This window comes from Mechercharimyces sp. CAU 1602 (assembly GCF_024753565.1).
Lineage (GTDB): Bacteria > Bacillota > Bacilli > Thermoactinomycetales > JANTPT01 > Mechercharimyces.
In genome coordinates this window covers 89209-107723 of the sequence record NZ_JANTPT010000003.1, presented here as the reverse complement: position 1 = coordinate 107723, position 18515 = coordinate 89209, and the positions used below count along the sequence as shown (strand labels likewise).

At 39.7% G+C, this 18515-nt stretch carries 19 protein-coding genes; 3 read left to right on the top strand and 16 right to left on the bottom strand.

From position 1 onward, the window contains the following. Positions 1-62: 62 nt before the first annotated feature. The 5 genes from NXZ84_RS13045 to NXZ84_RS13025 form a co-directional block, all read right to left on the bottom strand. Positions 63-2096, bottom strand: coding sequence for a tetratricopeptide repeat protein (locus NXZ84_RS13045; RefSeq protein ID WP_258840771.1), 2034 nt, complete (start codon positions 2094-2096; stop codon positions 63-65). Between the two features lie 32 nt (positions 2097-2128). Then, entirely contained in the window at positions 2129-2884 is a 756-nt protein-coding gene (locus NXZ84_RS13040; RefSeq protein WP_258840770.1) for a serine/threonine-protein kinase, read from the bottom strand. Between the two features lie 180 nt (positions 2885-3064). Beyond that, positions 3065-3679, bottom strand: coding sequence for a YIP1 family protein (locus tag NXZ84_RS13035; protein WP_258840769.1), 615 nt, complete (start codon positions 3677-3679; stop codon positions 3065-3067). 81 nt (positions 3680-3760) lie between these two features. After that, the gene (locus NXZ84_RS13030; protein WP_258840768.1) at positions 3761-5779 is read right to left on the bottom strand and encodes a tetratricopeptide repeat protein; all 2019 of its coding nucleotides are present in this window, start codon (positions 5777-5779) and stop codon (positions 3761-3763) included. A 214-nt stretch (positions 5780-5993) separates the two neighbouring features. Then, positions 5994-6524, bottom strand: a complete 531-nt coding sequence (locus tag NXZ84_RS13025) for a helicase (protein ID WP_258840918.1) — start codon at positions 6522-6524, stop codon at positions 5994-5996. Between the two features lie 350 nt (positions 6525-6874). Between NXZ84_RS13025 and NXZ84_RS13020 the strand changes: the two genes are divergently transcribed. Further along, the gene (locus tag NXZ84_RS13020; protein WP_258840767.1) at positions 6875-7255 is read left to right on the top strand and encodes a hypothetical protein; all 381 of its coding nucleotides are present in this window, start codon (positions 6875-6877) and stop codon (positions 7253-7255) included. Positions 7256-7436: 181 nt separating this feature from the next. On the opposite strand, the gene NXZ84_RS13015 is transcribed toward NXZ84_RS13020, so the two are convergent. Both NXZ84_RS13015 and NXZ84_RS13010 read right to left on the bottom strand, forming a co-directional pair. After that, a complete protein-coding gene (locus tag NXZ84_RS13015; RefSeq protein WP_258840766.1) occupies positions 7437-8189 on the bottom strand; it encodes a class I SAM-dependent methyltransferase in 753 nt (250 codons plus the stop codon). Positions 8190-8271: 82 nt separating this feature from the next. Beyond that, positions 8272-9585, bottom strand: coding sequence for a VWA domain-containing protein (locus tag NXZ84_RS13010; protein WP_258840765.1), 1314 nt, complete (start codon positions 9583-9585; stop codon positions 8272-8274). Positions 9586-9989: 404 nt separating this feature from the next. On the opposite strand from NXZ84_RS13010, the gene NXZ84_RS13005 reads away from it, so the two are divergent. After that, on the top strand, positions 9990-10160 hold the full coding sequence (locus NXZ84_RS13005) for an IS3 family transposase (protein WP_396654046.1): 171 nt from the start codon (positions 9990-9992) through the stop codon (positions 10158-10160). 107 nt (positions 10161-10267) lie between these two features. Here NXZ84_RS13005 and NXZ84_RS13000 read toward each other — a convergent pair whose 3' ends face one another. From NXZ84_RS13000 to NXZ84_RS12975, 6 genes are all read right to left on the bottom strand, one after another. Continuing rightward, positions 10268-11095: a hypothetical protein gene (locus NXZ84_RS13000; protein WP_258840764.1), complete on the bottom strand. Its 828-nt coding sequence runs from the start codon at positions 11093-11095 to the stop codon at positions 10268-10270. 26 nt (positions 11096-11121) lie between these two features. Next, complete coding sequence (locus NXZ84_RS12995) at positions 11122-12216, bottom strand: hypothetical protein (protein ID WP_258840763.1); 1095 nt, start codon at positions 12214-12216, stop codon at positions 11122-11124. Positions 12217-12246: 30 nt separating this feature from the next. After that, positions 12247-13569 carry a vWA domain-containing protein gene (locus tag NXZ84_RS12990; protein ID WP_258840762.1) on the bottom strand — a complete coding sequence of 441 codons (1323 nt, stop codon included), beginning with the start codon at positions 13567-13569 and terminating at the stop codon, positions 12247-12249. A gap of 693 nt (positions 13570-14262) precedes the next feature. Next, complete coding sequence (locus tag NXZ84_RS12985) at positions 14263-14469, bottom strand: hypothetical protein (RefSeq protein ID WP_258840761.1); 207 nt, start codon at positions 14467-14469, stop codon at positions 14263-14265. 133 nt (positions 14470-14602) lie between these two features. Then, on the bottom strand, positions 14603-15460 hold the full coding sequence (locus tag NXZ84_RS12980; RefSeq protein ID WP_258840760.1) for a hypothetical protein: 858 nt from the start codon (positions 15458-15460) through the stop codon (positions 14603-14605). A 213-nt stretch (positions 15461-15673) separates the two neighbouring features. After that, positions 15674-15844, bottom strand: coding sequence for a hypothetical protein (locus tag NXZ84_RS12975; RefSeq protein WP_258840759.1), 171 nt, complete (start codon positions 15842-15844; stop codon positions 15674-15676). Between the two features lie 126 nt (positions 15845-15970). On the opposite strand from NXZ84_RS12975, the gene NXZ84_RS12970 reads away from it, so the two are divergent. Then, positions 15971-16117 (top strand): hypothetical protein, encoded by a 147-nt coding sequence (locus NXZ84_RS12970; protein ID WP_258840758.1) that lies wholly within the window; start codon positions 15971-15973, stop codon positions 16115-16117. A gap of 72 nt (positions 16118-16189) precedes the next feature. Here the strand turns inward: NXZ84_RS12970 and NXZ84_RS12965 are convergent, their stop codons facing one another. The 3 genes from NXZ84_RS12965 to NXZ84_RS12955 form a co-directional block, all read right to left on the bottom strand. After that, entirely contained in the window at positions 16190-16327 is a 138-nt protein-coding gene (locus NXZ84_RS12965; RefSeq protein WP_258840757.1) for a hypothetical protein, read from the bottom strand. A gap of 420 nt (positions 16328-16747) precedes the next feature. Then, positions 16748-17503 (bottom strand): hypothetical protein, encoded by a 756-nt coding sequence (locus NXZ84_RS12960; protein ID WP_258840756.1) that lies wholly within the window; start codon positions 17501-17503, stop codon positions 16748-16750. A gap of 117 nt (positions 17504-17620) precedes the next feature. After that, the gene (locus tag NXZ84_RS12955; RefSeq protein WP_258840755.1) at positions 17621-18496 is read right to left on the bottom strand and encodes a hypothetical protein; all 876 of its coding nucleotides are present in this window, start codon (positions 18494-18496) and stop codon (positions 17621-17623) included. Between the last annotated feature and the right edge of the window lie 19 nt (positions 18497-18515).

Sequence of the window (18515 nt, the reverse complement as noted above, 5' to 3'; positions counted from 1 at the left end):
CTCCTCTTCTATTCCTTAAATCTAACAAGATAGAGATTCTGTACTAACTCACCCAACGCTTTTTAGCGATAAGGTCGTGGTTCAGGTTTACTTGGCGAAAGCTCCAATATAGGTTCACCATGACCTTCTTCTAACGCTTTCGCAATCTCATACTCTTCTTCTGCTTCTTTCTTCTCTCCCCGTCTCTCTAACACATAGGCATACTGTAAGTGATAAACTGGATTTTCACCTTCACGCAACACCGCACGGCGAGCGGCCTTTTCCGCATCTTTAAAATCACCCATGTAAGCATAAGCCACAGAGAGATGGTAGCGAACACTCGCATCGAGACCATCAATATCCTCTGCTTTATCAAAGCTCTCTTCTGCACTTTTTGCCAACTCTTTGGTTCGCTCTTCTTTTTCACCGTTGGAAATACTTTTATCCGCCTTCACAATTTCGATCTCCATCAAATCAGCGCTTCCTTTGGCTAACCAATATAACTTATTGTAACCGTCCAACTCTAACGCTTTGTCTGCATACTGACGTGCTTTTGTCGTATCTCGCAGAGAATTATAGTAGACTGACCCTTCATAGTGATAGATCGGTATGCTCGGATCTAGTTGGATCGCCTTGTTCACCGCTTGAATCGCTTCTTTTACCTCACCCGTATTAAATAAGATTTTACTATAAGAGTAGAAAGCATCTGCACTTTTCTCATCTAACCGGATCGCTTCTTTCACATACTGCTTCGCATCTTCTAAGCGATTCGCCTGATACATCAACTTGGCAATCTCACGGTGTAGAGCGGGTGACTCCTCAGCGTATTTCTCCTTCGTAGCGATCAAGGTTTCAATCCCATCGTGATTTCGCCCCACTTCGCCATACAAGCGAGCCAAATAGATGGCATGCTTTTCTTCTGAGGGGTCATAACGATAAGCCTCTTCACCAAATTGGATCGCCTGCTCCACGTTCTTATCTTGATACTCTTTTCGTGCGGATTCATATGCCTGCTTTGCCTTTGCGGGATCTAGATTCTCATCTGCTCCCACAGGAAAGAGAAAAAGACCGATCGCCAGCAAAAATGTTACCACCACCCCCACCAACGCAGCGATCTTCCCACTTCTGCCAAAAAGCCTTTTCCGTGATGAGGGCACCGAAAGCGGAAGCTGGGCCTCTTCTTTGCTCTGCTCTTCATTTCGCTCTTCAGCATTTTCCACTCTCTTAGGCGCTTCAGCTTTCTCCTCTGGCAACGTTGCTTTTTTCACATGTCGACTCTGACTGCCTTCAGCAGGAGTACGATTAGCTTTCTCAAATGATGCCCAATCCGCTTTCTTCCCTTGACCCCATAATGAAGCATTCAAGTGCCGTAATATTTCCGCACTCTCCGCTAGCGAAGGACGTTCAGCCACACGACGTTGATCCAGACTGCGCTCCACCCACTCACCTAAATCCCAGGGAGTATCAGAGTAGGCTAGCCGTAATTGCAAAATAATATCTTCGCCGGCCTCCGGTTTCTTGCCTGTAATCATACGGTACAAAAGGAGGGCCAACGCTTTTACTTCCTCTGATCCATGAGTCTGTTCCTCTGCTATCAGCAAGTAGGAAGGCAAAATCTTTTTATAAGTAGAAGGAACTTTCCCATATTCCCCGCCGTAAAGAAAGCGTAGTTCACCCCGTGGAAAAAGAAAGATATTTTGCGGATGAACGAGTGCAAACTGTTTGCTTTGCTCCAGTCGAACCAATCGCTCACAAATTTGATGAGCAATATGAGTCGCTTCTCCCAACTGGATATGTCCCTCTCCTATCCGTTTACTGAGCAAGGTGCCGGTAAAGGGTTGAAGTACTTGGTAGTACACACCCTCTTCAATGAAAACTTTCTCAAGTGGCAGCAGCGCTTTTGATTCTCGTACAGGCAGCTTTCCTCCGCTTTCTTTCCACTCCACTTCAGATGCTGTGAGTGCATGTACAAAGCGCGTTGAGGTAGTCTCATCCCCACTACCTTCCGCATGCATCGCTAAGGTCGTGGTGTAATACAGCACTCCTTTCACAAAGGGAAAGGATGCTTCGACTCGGTATGTATTTGCAATAATATCGCCTTTACTACGCATTTTCATCGTCCAAGTCCCCCATCTTAAAAAGTTATCGCTTAAGTTTCTTTCTCCATTCCCAACATCCGTACCATTTGGTGGAGCACTTCCCCCCACTGATCTAATGTAGGTCGTGGCTGCGGTTGAACAGCTAACGAGCTCATCACCTGAAAAGATAGATATTCCGGCACTTCTGGACACCTAGACCGTAGCGACTGAATGTAGAAAGGGTTTTCTACAGGTGATATTCCCGTAATCATCATGTAAGCGATCATCCCGATCGCATACACGTTAGCCGCTTCATCCGACCGGCTGGTCGCAGGAGACATATCCCCCTCTTTCACTAAAATCTCTTTCGAGCCTCCATACAGGAATTGAACCCTTCCACCTGGGGGGAGAATTGTATTTTGAGGGTGAACAACAGTCATCTCCCCGTTCTCTCTCATTACCATCAACTGTTGTACGATGCTTCGTAAAACATGGACACTCTCACGCCAATCCATCTTCCCTTCCATCAATCGATAAGCTAATAGCTGACCTTCTAGCTTTTTGTACACCTGATACAAACTGTCTTCTTCCACAAAGACCTCATGTAATTGAATAAAGGCAGACTCATCGCGTTTCATCAGCGTTTCCACACCCTGAAGACCATTGATCGCCTGCACTTTCATCGCTTGTATAATATACCTTCGTCCATCCACTTCGTGCTCATGACCGGTCGAATGATAGATGGTATCATATAGTACTCCCTGCACAAACGGGAATAAACTATCTACCTGATAGGCATGCCGGATCCATTCACCTCGCCGTTTCATCCTCATTGCTCTGCTTCCCTCCACGATCAAACTAATCCTTAGGCGAAACCAATTATATAATTTCAGCGCAAGCGCACTTTTTCAGTTAACAAATAAACTCTACCTTCTCTATAATTCTACCATGATACGGTAAGGCTGGGTACCCACCTTCGAGATAGTAGATGCGTAAAGCTTATCGATCTATTGTAAGAAACCGAGAGAGAGGAATATCATAGCGACGAGTACAAAAGGTAAAACCAGCGCAAATATAGGAAGCAAATATACTACAATAAACCCTCCCCAAGCAGAAATACGATGAGCCACGGCGATACTCTTAGATATAGTAAATATAGCCCATATGCTAATGACCCAAGATAAGACAACATACAGATCATTATACATAGGAGGAACCAAATAAATAGCTGACTCCTCCGTAAACACCCGATTCCCATCCACGATCAGATACGGCACTTCCAAGATTATTTCTGCAATGTAGGGGATCTGAGCCCAAGCGATCGCCACCCCTGTCTCTTCCCATGTTCCTTCTCCCTTTAATAACTTTGCGCACAAAAAGATAATTGTACTCCACAGTATCCACGAGACCACACCCACCACCGGACTAGCTAGCAACACATATAGTAAGATATTGGCATCTGGAAAACGCTCTCCAAATACATAACCACCTATCAACGAATGAGATAACCCTGAAAAAAGGATTAATATCGCTAACTGCGTGATTGTCGTACTATGTAATACTTGTTGGATCGTTCGTGTCGGCCGAATCCATATCTCGATCACAGGTTTCCATCTACTCATTCATTAACTTCCTCCCCATAAAAATCCTTACCTGACGCAACGAAACAAGGAGCACCGCCATATGCCAATGCTCCTATCTCCCTATCTAGCCGTATGCTTTGCCCAAGTAGAGCTGGGTGATAGATCAACCTGTGGTTCATCATAATCCTTACTAAGCGAATCGGAGAGTTCATAAAACGTAGCTGCATCCTTTTTCTTCTTTCGCTTCTCCAAAATAACCGCATACTGATAACTATAAATTGACACCTCAGCTCCGCGGAGCATGGCATTTTTCGCTTCTGCTTCTGCTTTTTTTAAATCTCCCAGATGAGCATACGCTACAGATAGATGAAAGCGGGGACTCGGATCTAAGCTATCTAGTTTAACTGCCTCTTTAAAACTGGCCAATGCTTTCTTCGCTAGTTTTTTAGATTGGTCTTTCTTCGCTTGCTCAGAGAGCTCTTTATCTTCCTTCACCAACTCCAAATCTTTTAGATCGATATTACCTTTAGTAAGCCAATATTTCTTATTATACGAATCCAGCTCCAAAGCTTTGTCGATATGTTGACGCGCCACTTTCATATCTTTCGTCGCTAAGTGATAAACCGCAGACTCATAATAATATAGCGGGCGGCTATCATGTAGCTTGATCGCTTGCTCGATAGCTGTAATCGCTTGTTTCGGATCATCCATGCTATAGGAGATCTTGCTCAGCAAATGGTAGTATTCCGGCTTTTTTTCATCTAACTTAATCGCTTGTTCAACACTTTTTTTCCCTTCCTCAAGGCGATTTTCATAATACATCAAGTGCGCTAATAAGTAGTCAACCTTAGCTGACTCCAGTGAAAAATCACTCTTTACCCTGCTTAAAACTTCTACTCCATCATGATAACGACGCTCTTCCCCATATAAATTAGCTAAATAAAGTGCTATCTTTTCCTGTGATGGATCATGCTTAAACGCACTTTCTCCAAACTGAATAGCCTGCTCCACTTTCCCCTTCTTATAAGCCTCCACTGCTGATTCATAAGCTTGTTTAGCTGCTGTCGGATTTAGTTCTATCTCCTGCGGGCCGTCTGCATCTGGGGGCGACAGCATCATGAAGATACCTATCATAACAACGACCACCACCGGAAGAGTCAAGCCCCATACCAACAGGCGCCGTGATTTATCCTTATTCATCTTAGGTAATAGTAGAGGAAGACGTTCACTAACACTTTCTTTCCTGGTCTGTTCCCCTTCGCTTCGATCGGACGACTCACTCTGCATGGTAGGTTCCTCCACAGAAACCTGTTCACCCTCATCGTTACACTCTGGATGATCTTCCTCACTCGATAACACGTCCCATTGAGGCACCCATCCCTGGCCCACTTCATTTATAAACATGTGCTCCAATAGCGCCGCACTCTCTTTTAGACCAGGACGATCTTCTACTCGCTTCGGGTCCAGGCATCTTTCTACCCATTCCCCTAAATCCCATGGAATCTCAGAACATGCCATGCGCAGTTGTAGTATAAGATCTTCATCGGAAGTTGGCTGTTTTTTGGTGATCATCCGGTAATACAGGGTAGCCAACGCCTTCATATCGACAGATCCCGCCCGTTGTTCTGCCTCTGTCAAAAGTCGCTCAGGTAAAAGCCCGTCGTATCCACTTGGCATACACCCTATTGTTCCACCATATAAAAAGCGGATTTCTCCCTCTGGAAAGAGGAAAATATTTTGCGGATGAACAACAGTAAATTGGTTCTCTTCAGATAGACGAAGCAAGTGTTTACTCAACTGAAAAGCAATATAGGTCGCTTCAGCCAGAGAAGTATTCCCTGCCGCCATTCTTTTTAATAGTAACGTTCCAGTAAAGGGCTCAAGTACTTGGTAAAAGACGCCTTCTTCCCTAAACACCTGCTCCAACGGAATTAGCGCTTCTTTCTGACGAGTAGCATCCTCACCTTCCTCAACCTTAACCTCACTCGCCGGCAACGCATGCACAAAGCGGGTAGATACCGCTTCCTCCCCCTCCGCAACAGATAGCGAAGTATAATACAAAATTCCTTTCACAAAGGGAAAAGAAGCTTCTACCTGATAGGTAAAAGCGATTCTTTCACCATTGTTGTGTATGTTCATCCATCATCCCCCCGAACCTTACAAAAATCTATCTTCCTTCTCTTATGCTCCCCGGATCCTACCAAGAAGCTGGATCCATATGTAACCTAACACTACCCTCTATTCTACCACGCTCACCCAAAATCAGCACCCATATTGTGGGTGATCATAAGTATATCATGCTCTTGTTTTTTCAGAAAACTACTAGATTATCGAGATAGAAAACGATTCCATCTTAGATCTTTGTTTGACAAAAGATCATATGATCATCAGGATTCCAAACGTGAAGATGGTCTGCACAATACCCTCTTAGCCACAACTCGCCGTTCGTTCGTCTCAAATAAAAGCCTTTCGGAAAGTCATCATCTTCCGATAATATCTCCGACGCTATCGTGATGGAGCCTGATGGGGCTTGTTTCCTTTCTACAGAATTCCCCGCGTCCCCTTCAGGCTGATCCAGATATTCTAGTCTTAAATAAGGTCCCAACTCGAGCGGACACAATGACAAACCTAGTTCACGCGCTTTTCTAAAAATCTGAGCCGTAGTAGCTCCATCAGAAAAGCCAAGACTCCCCACCGTTAGTTCTACTGTCTGAAGGTTGTACTTTGTATCTGAAGTCGTAAATTTTTCATCAGTTAATAACCTCTCTCCATACTCATTCACCAAGATAGGATTTCGCTTCAATTTTTGGATAAGCTGCGATTTCGTCAGTCCTCCAACCTCTATTTTTCTTGTAATAATAGTAGTCACCCCTAATATATAAATTCAAAACAGAAGACTAATAGTATTCTTCTTTAAAATTGTACAATCATCTATAAACTTCTTTTTACCTCTCTGTCTCATATATACATCATTCGAGAGAAGGTAAACCACTTCTCTTTAGTTATTGAAAAATCACTCTCATGGTTCACATCACAAAATATAGGCAGATAAAATTCCGACTTTTTTATTGACATATAAATTGCACGATTGTATGATATTGTTATTGGCCTTCGATGGCAGATATTTAATATTATTTTTAAATTACAATAGCCACCCTAGATAATGTACATATTTCACTTTAGTAACTACGACTGTCGTCAGCTAACTAATTGTATATTAAGGGAGTGCTTAGAATGAAAAGCAAATCAATAGCTGCAAAGTGTTTCTTGTTGATGTTATCTGTCCTTTTTGTTACATCTATTCATGTGCCCACTGCGGAAGCTTTCTTTGACCCGAAGATCAGCTTTCAATGTAATGAAGGACGCTACCTCACTTGGAGTGACTTAAGCGGTGCTAATTACGAAGGAGTTAAATTAGATTTTAATCAAAATGCAGAAGATTTAACCGGTACATCAGCATGTATTACAAATAGTGATGGCGAAACCACCTGCATCACGATGGACGGTAGTGATTCCATCATTGAATTTGACTTTGAGTCGGATCAAACCTATTCACTTCGGCTATCCGATCACAAAGTAAATATTAGCGGTATCGCTACATTATTTCGTAGATAAGATCTATCAAAAAGGTGATTATCTTCAGATAGTCACCTTTCTCCCATTCACCAAGCTAACAAAAATATGAGCAAAATATGTACCTACTACAGCTTCAAGTATACATCCCTGGTTTTCCGTGTATAGTCCCTAAAGAACCAACTCGATCTAGCTACTTGACTACCGTAATCATCCCCGTTTTCTAATCAGAGGATTTTTCTTTATAACCCCCAAATATTGCATGCCCTGCATTTAACCAATAAACGTCAATCCCTTGAAAGCCCGCTTGTTCTAACCACGTTAATTGATCCATCAAACTTGAAGGTTTATCTATCGGATCTTCAGAGTGTCTATACATATTCCACTCTTCTTTAATAAACATAGTAAACCCCCGCTCGTCACCAAATTGAGCTCTCGATTGTTCTTTCACAATTTGATCCCATTTGTTAGCCCAATAGTTTTCAACTAAGATATTTTGTGCTTTCAAAACATCCGCTACAATCAGTGCTCCGCCAGGTAACAATACATCATGTAAACGTTGAAAAAGTATCTTTTTTTCTTCACCATCAATGTGATGTATAGCAAGACTACTAACAAAGCAATCCACTTTGTTTTCATACTGATAGATCCAATCTATGTTTTCCAATCTAAACAAGTCGAATGTTACTCTGCCCTCAAATTCCGCTAGTTTCTCCTTAGCGTGCTGTAGCATCACCTGAGAACCATCTAACACTGTTACTTTTGAATAAGGGAAGTTTTGTAATATGGACTTACTAAGCCATCCTAAGCCACACCCTAGCTCAACAACATGAAATTGATCATGCTTATTTTTGGGAATCGATTTTACAAACACTTCTATAACCTCTTCTCGTTTCGGCGTAAATAACTTTCCCCACTCCACAAATATGTTAGAATCATCATCTTGCCACTGCTTCTTATTCTGCTTAATCTCCATTTTCATCATCCTCAAATCTTTTAAATTTAGATTTTATCTGTACAGCCTTGCCCCTCTTTTTTGCACTAGGCGCCTATGCTTTTCATCTGCTTTTCGTCATTTCCTCTTGCTTTCTCTCTATCTCTTGATTTAAATTATCGTAGTTTTTTTCGACAGCTTGCCTTAATAAGTCTTCTTGGGACTCGCGATACTCGTCTAGTTTGCTTTCCCTTTTTGTTAAAATTTTACTATACTCTATATTTTCTGCTAATCTCATCTTCTCTTTTAATAGCAGATACTCTCCTGCATCATGCAATTTAACATATTCATTATTTATTTCATCTATGAAAGTACCATTGACTTCATCGCTAATATATTCTAATTTATCAGCCTTCATGTCAAACAGATCCAGTGAGCTTTGAACTCCCCAATCAAACCATTCAGACCAAAGATCCTGATTGCGATCATCAAAATACGCTCTTAAGCTCTCTGCACTATCGACCGTTTCATAGCTTCCCTCACCAACCTCTGCCATTTCCTTAAGTTGCTGTTGTGCTTGATCATCTACATCAAATCCAATGATATTTATAACTGATTTTATGTTTTCATCATGCAATTTCCTAACCTCTTTAACAGGATCCCCATCACACGTCTCTATTCCATCACTCATGATGTATACCAATTGGGTACGCTCTTCTGCATCTCGAAGTAATTCTTCTCGAGTCTCGCTAATTGCCCCCGCTAGGGGTGTCCATCCTGTAGGATTAAAGCGCAATAGTGCCTGATCGAATCTCTCTTTTTCATAGGGGGAAGAAGCATATACCTCCTCGATTGCTTCACATGATTTCTTTTTATCTTCTTCACTGTTGCTTCCCTTATGACCGTATACCCTTAATGAGATCTCCACTTCTTCAGGTAATGAGGCAACAAAGCGCTGGACAGCAGCTTTGGCTAAATCCATCTTCTTTCCACCTTCTACTTGACCTGCCATACTACCACTAGCATCCAATAGAATCGTAACATAGGTTTTTGGTGCCTTTTTCTTCATCCCTTTCTCGCTAGCCTCACTTGGCATATCATTGGGGTTCACCAACGAGGTATCAAACTTCTCTATTTTCTCTACCAATGGTCCGTAATCTGCCGCTAATAAAGGAATAATCCTCTTATACGCCTCTTCTGCAGTTAGATTATCAGGAAACTGATCCAATTCTTTCTCAAGCTTCGCCTGATCATAACGATCGCCTGCATATTTTCCCGGCCCCTCCCTCAGCATTCCTTCCGCATCTTCGGCAGGTACAAACTCCTTCTGTTCCTTTTCAATTTTATTGTTAGATGTCGATTCAGCCTTTTCCTTCGTTGTGCTATTATTTGAACACCCGACGATGAATATGGCCACACATACAGTGATTATAAACATGTTTCTAGTTATACGGATCATTTAATTACATCTCCCGAATATAGGATTAAAATATCATGAAAACAACTTTTCAAAGTAGTAGAACACTATGTAATAATAGTCTTTTTCTACTTTAATACGGACTTCTATTAATTTTTAATATTGACCTTTTTAGTAAAGACATTGTTCAATCTCTCTTACTATCTCAGCCATATTTATCTGCACCTTCCTCTTTAGACAACCAATCTTACGCTTGATAGTAAAATGAGACTCTTTTCCTAAAGTTTATTAAACCCCTTCCATCCCCCTTTGTTTTTAGTTCCCGCGGACTTAGGTTCCCGAGTGAGAAATTTACCCCGTTCCTTTAACAAGAGAACATCCAACAATCCTTTAGTGTAAAGGGATTCCCTTATAATAATGCCTGAATCGAATCATTTCGTGCCATCTTAAAGAAAGAAATAGTTCACCATAGGCGTTATTGGGATTTCGGAGAAACAAAAATGGCAATCTTTCAATTCATTGAGGGCTGGTATAACAGAAACCGAGTTCATAGTGGATTCGATTATCTCATCCTCAACAGTTTGAGGATCGATTGACTCAATCTCTGTCAGCTTAAACTTAACTTTTTACTGTCTCACTTACTGACTCAAGTCCAGATTTCTCTTTTCACATTCATAGAGATACCAAGCCTCTTTATAATGATTCATAGTCTATCTCCTTCTGAAACGGGGTTTCGAATACGGCTAATAACACGTTGCCGTGCTTTTACATTGTGTTCAGGCTCAATTTCATCAATATATTGTGCCCGTGCAGATAAATAAGAACGCCTATCTTTTGGTTTAACTTTTTCAGGATGTAGCCATAAATGAAATATCCATAGACAAAATGCCCACCACCACTTCCCCTTCTTTAAAAGATAAGTAATAACACGCTTCCGATCTCTATATGTTTTCATTTGTATTTCATTTTGCTGATATGCGTACTTACCAAGATTAAATATATATTGATCTATTTTATCTCTCTCTACCACATCAACAACCTGTCTACTAAGTACATGCTGAATTATTTCATTTGCAGCCTTTAGGTTTTCTTTAGCTAATCGATACTTATCCAGTGTTATAACCGGCACTTCTATAAACCTCTGAAATGATTCATTCGTGCTTGCAGGCAACTCCTCCTTAAGCTCTTTATATACTTTTTGCAGCACTTTAAGAGAGAATTTCATTACTCCTATGCGTCTTTCTCCAACCAAAGATTTCCCATACCGCCTAAGATTCACCTTAAAACTAATCATATCTAAGACTATTAGACTAATATCCTCAACCTCTTCCTTTAATGGAACCTCACCACTCTCACTGATAATTAAATAGTAATAGAGACTAGTAGAGATATTATATGAGGCTAAATAATACCCCCCTCCGTTGTATATTATTTTTGCAGGAAATACGCCTACTTTCTCAGTTGACTGCTGCTTGTACTTATCAACTATCGTCTGCACATGCTCTGGCGGAGTAAAGTTACTCACACTCATCACTCCCTGTTTTTAATCTAAGAGGGTTATCCCCTATTAAATATGCTCCGTAACTTGCTACCAATGGCAACACCCGCTTGCGCAACTCTTCTTATCATCAAGCTTGTATTTCTTCCAATCATCCTGAATATACGCTTAGTGAATACCACAGGGTATGTAACAAAAGCTCTAAATGTAGAATTGCTTACAAATAATTTTCCTAGCGTACCAAATATAAATAGTACCCCACCGATAATGGCAAGAGCTAATGCAACTGGTGGAAAAGCTACTGATAACAACACTGCTGCCGAGCCCAACAACCCGCCAACTGCCGCGATATAGTTTAACACATATGTTGCCTGCTCCTCTGATCCATCTTCAGCACCAAACGCCATCACTATATTATAAATTGCTTCAAACCCTGAAATAACAACCCCAAACCACCCTAAAAACTTAGAAAACCCTGACAATGGTGCCGTTGGTTGCTTAACTAAACTCAGTATAGATGTGATTGCATCATCACTAAACATAGTTGCATTCCCAATATCATCAACTAAGAATCGAATATTATCTATATTTGACCAGTTAATAAATCCACTTACTTCATACACTTTGTCACCAGAAGCCCAAATATCCAATGCTGCCTGTGTTTGATCCGAAGCATTTACACCTAATGTCCCTCGAACAATATTAGCAAACAATCCATAACTAGCAGATCCTAAAGAGTTTTGTTTATCTCTTGCATAGTCAGACATTGTGATTGAGCCAATAATATCATCTATATAAACTCCAAATTCAGTTTTCCAGCTCCAGGAGCTAGATAACAGGTCATAGGCAACAAGCTTCGCTACCTTGTATCCCTTTGTGCTAAGAAGATCGAACATCCCTTTATCTTTTGTTTCTCCTATTACATTCGGGGTATTCTGCACTTGGGGAGCTTGATTATTTTCAGGAGTATGTTCATAAGTTGGAATCTCTACTTCGGTAGGGGTTTCAACCTCTGTTTCTATTTCAAGTTTAGGGGTGTTTACTTTTGGATGACCTGCGTATGCAATATTAATAACAGGAGAACATACTTGCGTAAGCACAAACAATGTAAGTAAAATCATCGCCACTTTTTTTTGTACATACTGAATACGCATTCTCATACCTCCTTTCCATACTAAACATATTTAGTTATCATATTTCTGTCTCATTTCTTTTTCTTTATCTTCAAATTCACTCCTAAGTGCCTTTTCTTTTTTCTTCACTTCTTTTTCTAATCTCTTAACATACTCATGTATATAATTATCCAATTCTTCAAAACGATAATCTAGTGCATTGTCAATTGAATCATTTGTTTCCTGTGATATTTTCTTATTTTTGTATAGGTATTCTACAGCATATCTCATTCGATTCTTTTCACTATTTTTCAGCTTATCAAACATCGTATATTCAATCTCGTCTAATTCATTCAATTTATCATAATACCAGCGATAGAGGGATGAACTACTCCTATCACCCCAAAGCATCCATCCAACTTTAATTTTGCTCTTTTCTCGTTTAAAGTACATTTTTAAATCCTTAACACTATCTACCGTTGAATATTTCCCTCCACCAGCTCTAGCTACTTCTTTTAACGATTGCTGAGCATTATTATCTACATCAAGTCCTATAATATTAACTGACGCCTGAATATTAGATTCATAGAGGGATTTTGCTGCTTTCACTGGATCTCCGTCACATGTTTCTATCCCATCACTGATGATGTAGACCATATTCGTTGTATTTTCATCGGACTGACTAACTAATTCATTTCTAGCTTGTTCTATCGCATCTGCAATCGGGGTCCAACCCGTTGGCTTAAAACTCTTTAATGCTGTAATATACTTTTCTTTATTGAAAGTCGTTAGTGGATAGGTCTCTTCAATGCCCTTACAAGAGACATTCTTATCTGCTTCTGCATTGCTCCCTTTATGCCCATATGTCCATAGTGATACTTTCGTTTGCTCAGGAAGGGAGGAGGCAAAGGAATAAGCTGCTCCTTTCGCTAAGTCCATCTTCACTTTTCCATCTACTTTTCCAGCCATACTTCCACTCGCATCTAATAAGACTGTAACATGCAATTTCCCAGGTTCCTCTCCCACTGGTTTCTTGATGTCTCCAGGCTCCTCATTAGGATTGGTATAGTCCAAGTTGAAGTTATCCAATCTTTTCACCACTGGCTGGTAATCTTCTGCTAACAAACGAATAAGTTCTGTATATACTTTTTTAGATCCAACGTCTTGTGGTAGATTATTTAGTTCCTGTTCTACTTTTTCCTCATTAAATTTTTCGCCCGCGTACTTACCTGGACCCTCTTCTAGCATCCCCTTTACATCAGTAGCAAAACCTATATTACTCTTAGAACCATTCTTCCCGCCACCTAATGTATCCGTACTTTCCTGCTGTGCACAAGAGGTCAATAAACACAACACCAGCAGAGAACAAAAAAACCGTTTGGTTACATGATCCATTAAAACCACCACCACTTAAAATATATAGCTATTTACTTATAACCCCTTTACTGGTCAACTATTATAAAAACAAACTTACCCGCCTCTCCTGCTCCGTCCTCGTACCAAAGTTAGCAGGATACACCGCGAATTGCCGTATAAAGTTATCCAAAGTACCATCTCAACGATCATCAACTACCAAGCAAATTAAACCAGTAGAAAAATGCCTGGAATTTGATAACAAATTTACCGGTGGTTGCGCCTTTACGATATCTGTGGCTACGCATCCGTACAGAGAGAAAATCTCCTTCCATCTACTTTCCCCTATCATCTTAAACTCACCTAGAACTCTATAATCTCCCTGGGATATAGGTTTGATTTTCCTTTTATTCTACCATGATAAGGTATATAAGGGTACCCTAACAGTTATTGAAAAGAGATGCTATGCAAAAAAGTCATTTACAGTTAGATTATATATGATTGGTTCAACTCTGCCTTCTCGATCAATTCGCCGCTTTTCAGTGATTGAATGTAATCTGCTTAACCTTCATTTTTTATCCGATCTAATTTAACCGATCCACAGCACCCTCCAAAAAATGTTAATTGATAGCATACACAAGAGGGTGAACTACATAACTACATCAACTTACTCTCCTAGTAATCCCTATGTAAAAGTTTGTGATTTTATAGAGCATCCCATCGTTATTCCTATTTTTAGGTTCCACCCAAAGCAATATAAATTTTCACTAGAATGAGCAATCCAATAAGCATCATCACAAACTCTAATAACACAATTGCTAAAGTAGCGAGTACACCCCAACTCTTATCAATATATAATACTTTTATTGAATAAATCATCAGTACAATGGAAATAACTGTAATAATAAACAGGATACCTATAAACAAAAATGCTAGTACCATGTTTTATTCAACCCCTATAACAAGAATTATAGTCCACTAAGCTTGTTGCCTGAGTAAATGAAGAGAGCTTTGGAATATAGACACGACTTTCACCTCATTATAATTAGCCGAGTTTAAAAAATTCTACATCATACTATACCCTTGGATTTCTAAGCAAAGCTTCCATGGTATTTGAGTTTTCAAGTCTAGGAATCTCTTGGGTTAAAAACTCCCCTACTTCTCTATGATCCCTCTTATTACTCTCTGAAGCCAATAGAGAAATGTGATGTTTCAACAAACTTATGTAGGCATAGATCAAACGAAAGCGCCATGGCCGAATTGCTTTAAATAAATGACGCAAAAACATTTTGCGATCTTCTAAAGTTTGTATCTGTATATCATGTTGGTCATACACTGCATTCATTGTTCGTAAAAAGCACCCCCAGACCTTATCATAAAGATGTTCATTAATAATATGGTGAGTTGTCATCTCTGCAAATAGTAATTGTGCTTCATCTATACTCTCTACAATGGTTTGCTGCCTATCACGAATGACTGAAGCGATACTAAGAAACCGTTGATAAGATTCTTCTACTCCAGGAGGAAGCGGTTTTTCCAATACACGATCAGCAATGTTTAATGTGAAAACCAACCATTTACAAATCCGTATTGAGCGCTTTGACCAGCGATAACCTGTGGAATAAAGAGTACGAAATATAGAGTCCGTGTCCTTATGAATGTAGAGAGGTTTTATACTTTCCTCTCTTCTCGGAACCACTGCATGATCTGAATCATCTCGAACAATCACATATCCAGAAGCTGGTTTTCTTAAATCCTTCTTTCCTTTCATTATCCCAACGCAATAATATATTTTACCATCTATCTCTGATCTAATAGGAAATATATTGTAGGATTCGTTTGAATTAAGATATGGAAGCAGAGCCTTCTCAATTCGCTCTGGTGGATCAGGAAAAGGGGATGTCAACTTATACTTTAAAAATATTCTATTCATAAGTTCGCCTCATATTAAATATTTTAGGGATTATAAATACACACTCTTATAATCAAAAACTAACTTCATCCATTACGCACTATATTGTAATAGCAAAAAGACCCCAGAACTATAAATTTGGATAGAGTCCTATTCAAATAAAGACTTAACCTATCCCCAATGGAGTGGGTCCAGCTAAAGCAGCTCCAGACATCAAGCCTGAACCCACTGCTCCTACCATTCCGGCAATATTATCTTACTTTCCTGACCCGTTGTAGTAACTGCACCATGTGTTTTATCAATCAACTCTAGCCCAGAAAAGACCAAGCCAGTATATGCACACGCTTTTCCTAATCTAGCCGCATAAGTGCCTGCTCTGATAATCCCCTTCGAATGCAGATCCATCACCGAGGCGGACATAGGTCAAATCCGTTACCCACTTCTGGTTCAACCCCGTTGTGGTGAAATTCCTCTTTAAGAGGTTCTTGCGCTCTTGGATGGATGCCTTCTTAGAATAGGTTGGAATTTCTTATGGGTGATCGAGAAAACACATCGAGCGCTGCACTTTGCTTTTTATGTAAATATCAAGGATCATTTGATTTAATATCTGGTTCTCCCGGCCATGAGAAGATGGCTTTTAATTCAACGATCGGTAGTTCGTACTTCTTGGCACGTTGAGGGTCTCACACACCGTTTGCATGGCATGTTGCTCCTTGATCTCTTGAAAAGCCATTAAAACATCGTTCTGGTCTACTTTTTAGCGAATATGGCCATAGCCTTTTTAGGAATTCGTTTTCTTCCTTTAGCTTCAACATTTCTTTGAACTCCGATTGTATGTCCCATGCGTTTTTCGTTCCATCCGGACACATCTCCCTTATCTATCTTCATAACTCCAGTTCAGAACGAAACCTTTTTGCATCATTTCTAAAAACTCCCTTTTATTTTTACAACTATATTTCTGTATTTCATTTATTTAATAGAATCAACCTCCCTTCATTTTGTCTTTCTTATCTTCAATCTCCTCTTGAGGACCCTCTCTCTCTATTTTAAGAAGAAAGATCTTATTGATTGGGCATACATACCTATCTCTCCTTTCACATACTTCGGATCGGGGAAAATACTTTAAAACTGTATATAGCTACTGGTTTCCCTATTGAGACTGATCATAGTTAATAGAAACAGCGAAAGCATAGTATCAACGCAATGCAGCATAGATAGCAAATAGTGATGGTATTCTATAATACAGAATCGTATTGGGATGCATGTGTGGAGTTAGTATGGTTTGCCCTTTTTGGATTGAGTAAATTGTTACATGATTCCTTTACCATCTACGAATAAATATCTTTCCATATCTTCTTTAACTGTCTTTTCCATCCCTCTAGCTTCCTTTGCAAGCATCAAATGATGCATGGCCCAAATATAATAAAGGATCAGCCATAAATCGATACGCCATACCGGAATCCTCCATGGTAAAAACCGTAACACTTTTCTTCTATCTTCATAGGTGTTTAGTTGATCCACTACTTCACGATAACCCACTTCCGTATAGATACGTTGATTTTCCATTTGTTTTTCTAGTTTTTTCTCTGTTAAAACGTAAGTATCTCCACAACTTAAAAATAATTCTCTAGACTCTTTTACAGCCTTCGCTAAAACTACTCTTCCTTTCGCAATAGATTCTGCCATAGCAATATACCGATCCATGGAAAGACAAACATCTGCAGGCATATTACTTTCTACTTTTCGTTTCATCTTCTTCAACATTTTAACCTTATTGAAAAATATTCGTTGGTGGTGCGTCTTCGCTTTCTCTAACCCTGTCTGGAGGATAGTTTCATTCCAATAGACTAAATTCCTGTGCTGTCGAACCAAAGGTTCGCAATCCTCATGCCAAGGCAACTTCCCATATTCATCGACTATCAAGTAGGTTTTAGACCTCTTAAAATATATGTGATAATATTTAGTGCTCTCATATTCCACAAGCAAATCTAGAAAATCATATGATCCATTGTTTCCTTGGTATTTTTGAACAATTAACTCTATCTTTCTAGGAAGCTGCTTCATCTTGTACTCTCCTCAAAATACTACTCTTAAGCTAACCCGATTTTTACAGATTCCATATTGACTAATAGAAAGATCAGAAGTCCATAGGAATCATTATGTTTAAAACCAACGACACTACTAGATAACAGGGTTTCTAAGCAATTTGTCTAATGACTTCATATTTTTAAGTTTAGGGTCATCTTGAGACAAAAATTCTTCTACATCTTTATGATCACTCATATTACTTCCGGAAGGCATTAAATCAATATGATTCCAACATAATATGAGATATACCCCAATCAAGCGTATACGCCATGGTCGCAACTGTCTAAATAGATATCGAAGAAACTGCTTTCTATCGTCCAGTGTGCTTATCTGTATCTCGTGTTGATCATATACTGAGTTCATAGTTCGCATAAAACACGCCCATATCATTTTATAAAGTTCTTCATCAATAACATGCTCAGTCGTAAATTTTGCAAACAACTCCTGCGCTTCATCTACACTCTTTATAATGTTTTGCTGTCTTTCTAATATGACTGTTGCTATACTACGAAATCGCTGATACGCAAGCTCAACTTCAGGAGGAAAAGTCCCTTTTGACAACCTTTTTGCATGATCCAGTATAAATAGTAATGATTTACATACCCACATAGAACGTTGCGACCACCGATAACCAATGGAATAAAGAGTAGCAAGAATAGAATCTGATTCTCTATGCATGTAAAACGGCTTTACACTTTCCTCTCTTGTTGGAACAAATACATCCCTCCCATCGTCACGAACCATCAAATACCCGGAAGCTGCTCTGTACGCCTCTAACTTCCCTCTAATTATTCCAACACAATAGTAGATACTCCCATTAATATCTACCCTAGTAGGCATGATACTATATGATTCCCCTTCATGAACATATTGTTGAAGAACCCGTTCAATGCGAGAAGGTGGATCAGGAAAAGGGGTTGTTGGCTTAAACTCTAGGTAAGTCTTTTTCATGTGTTTCACTTCTTTCATAATTTAACAGTTTTATACC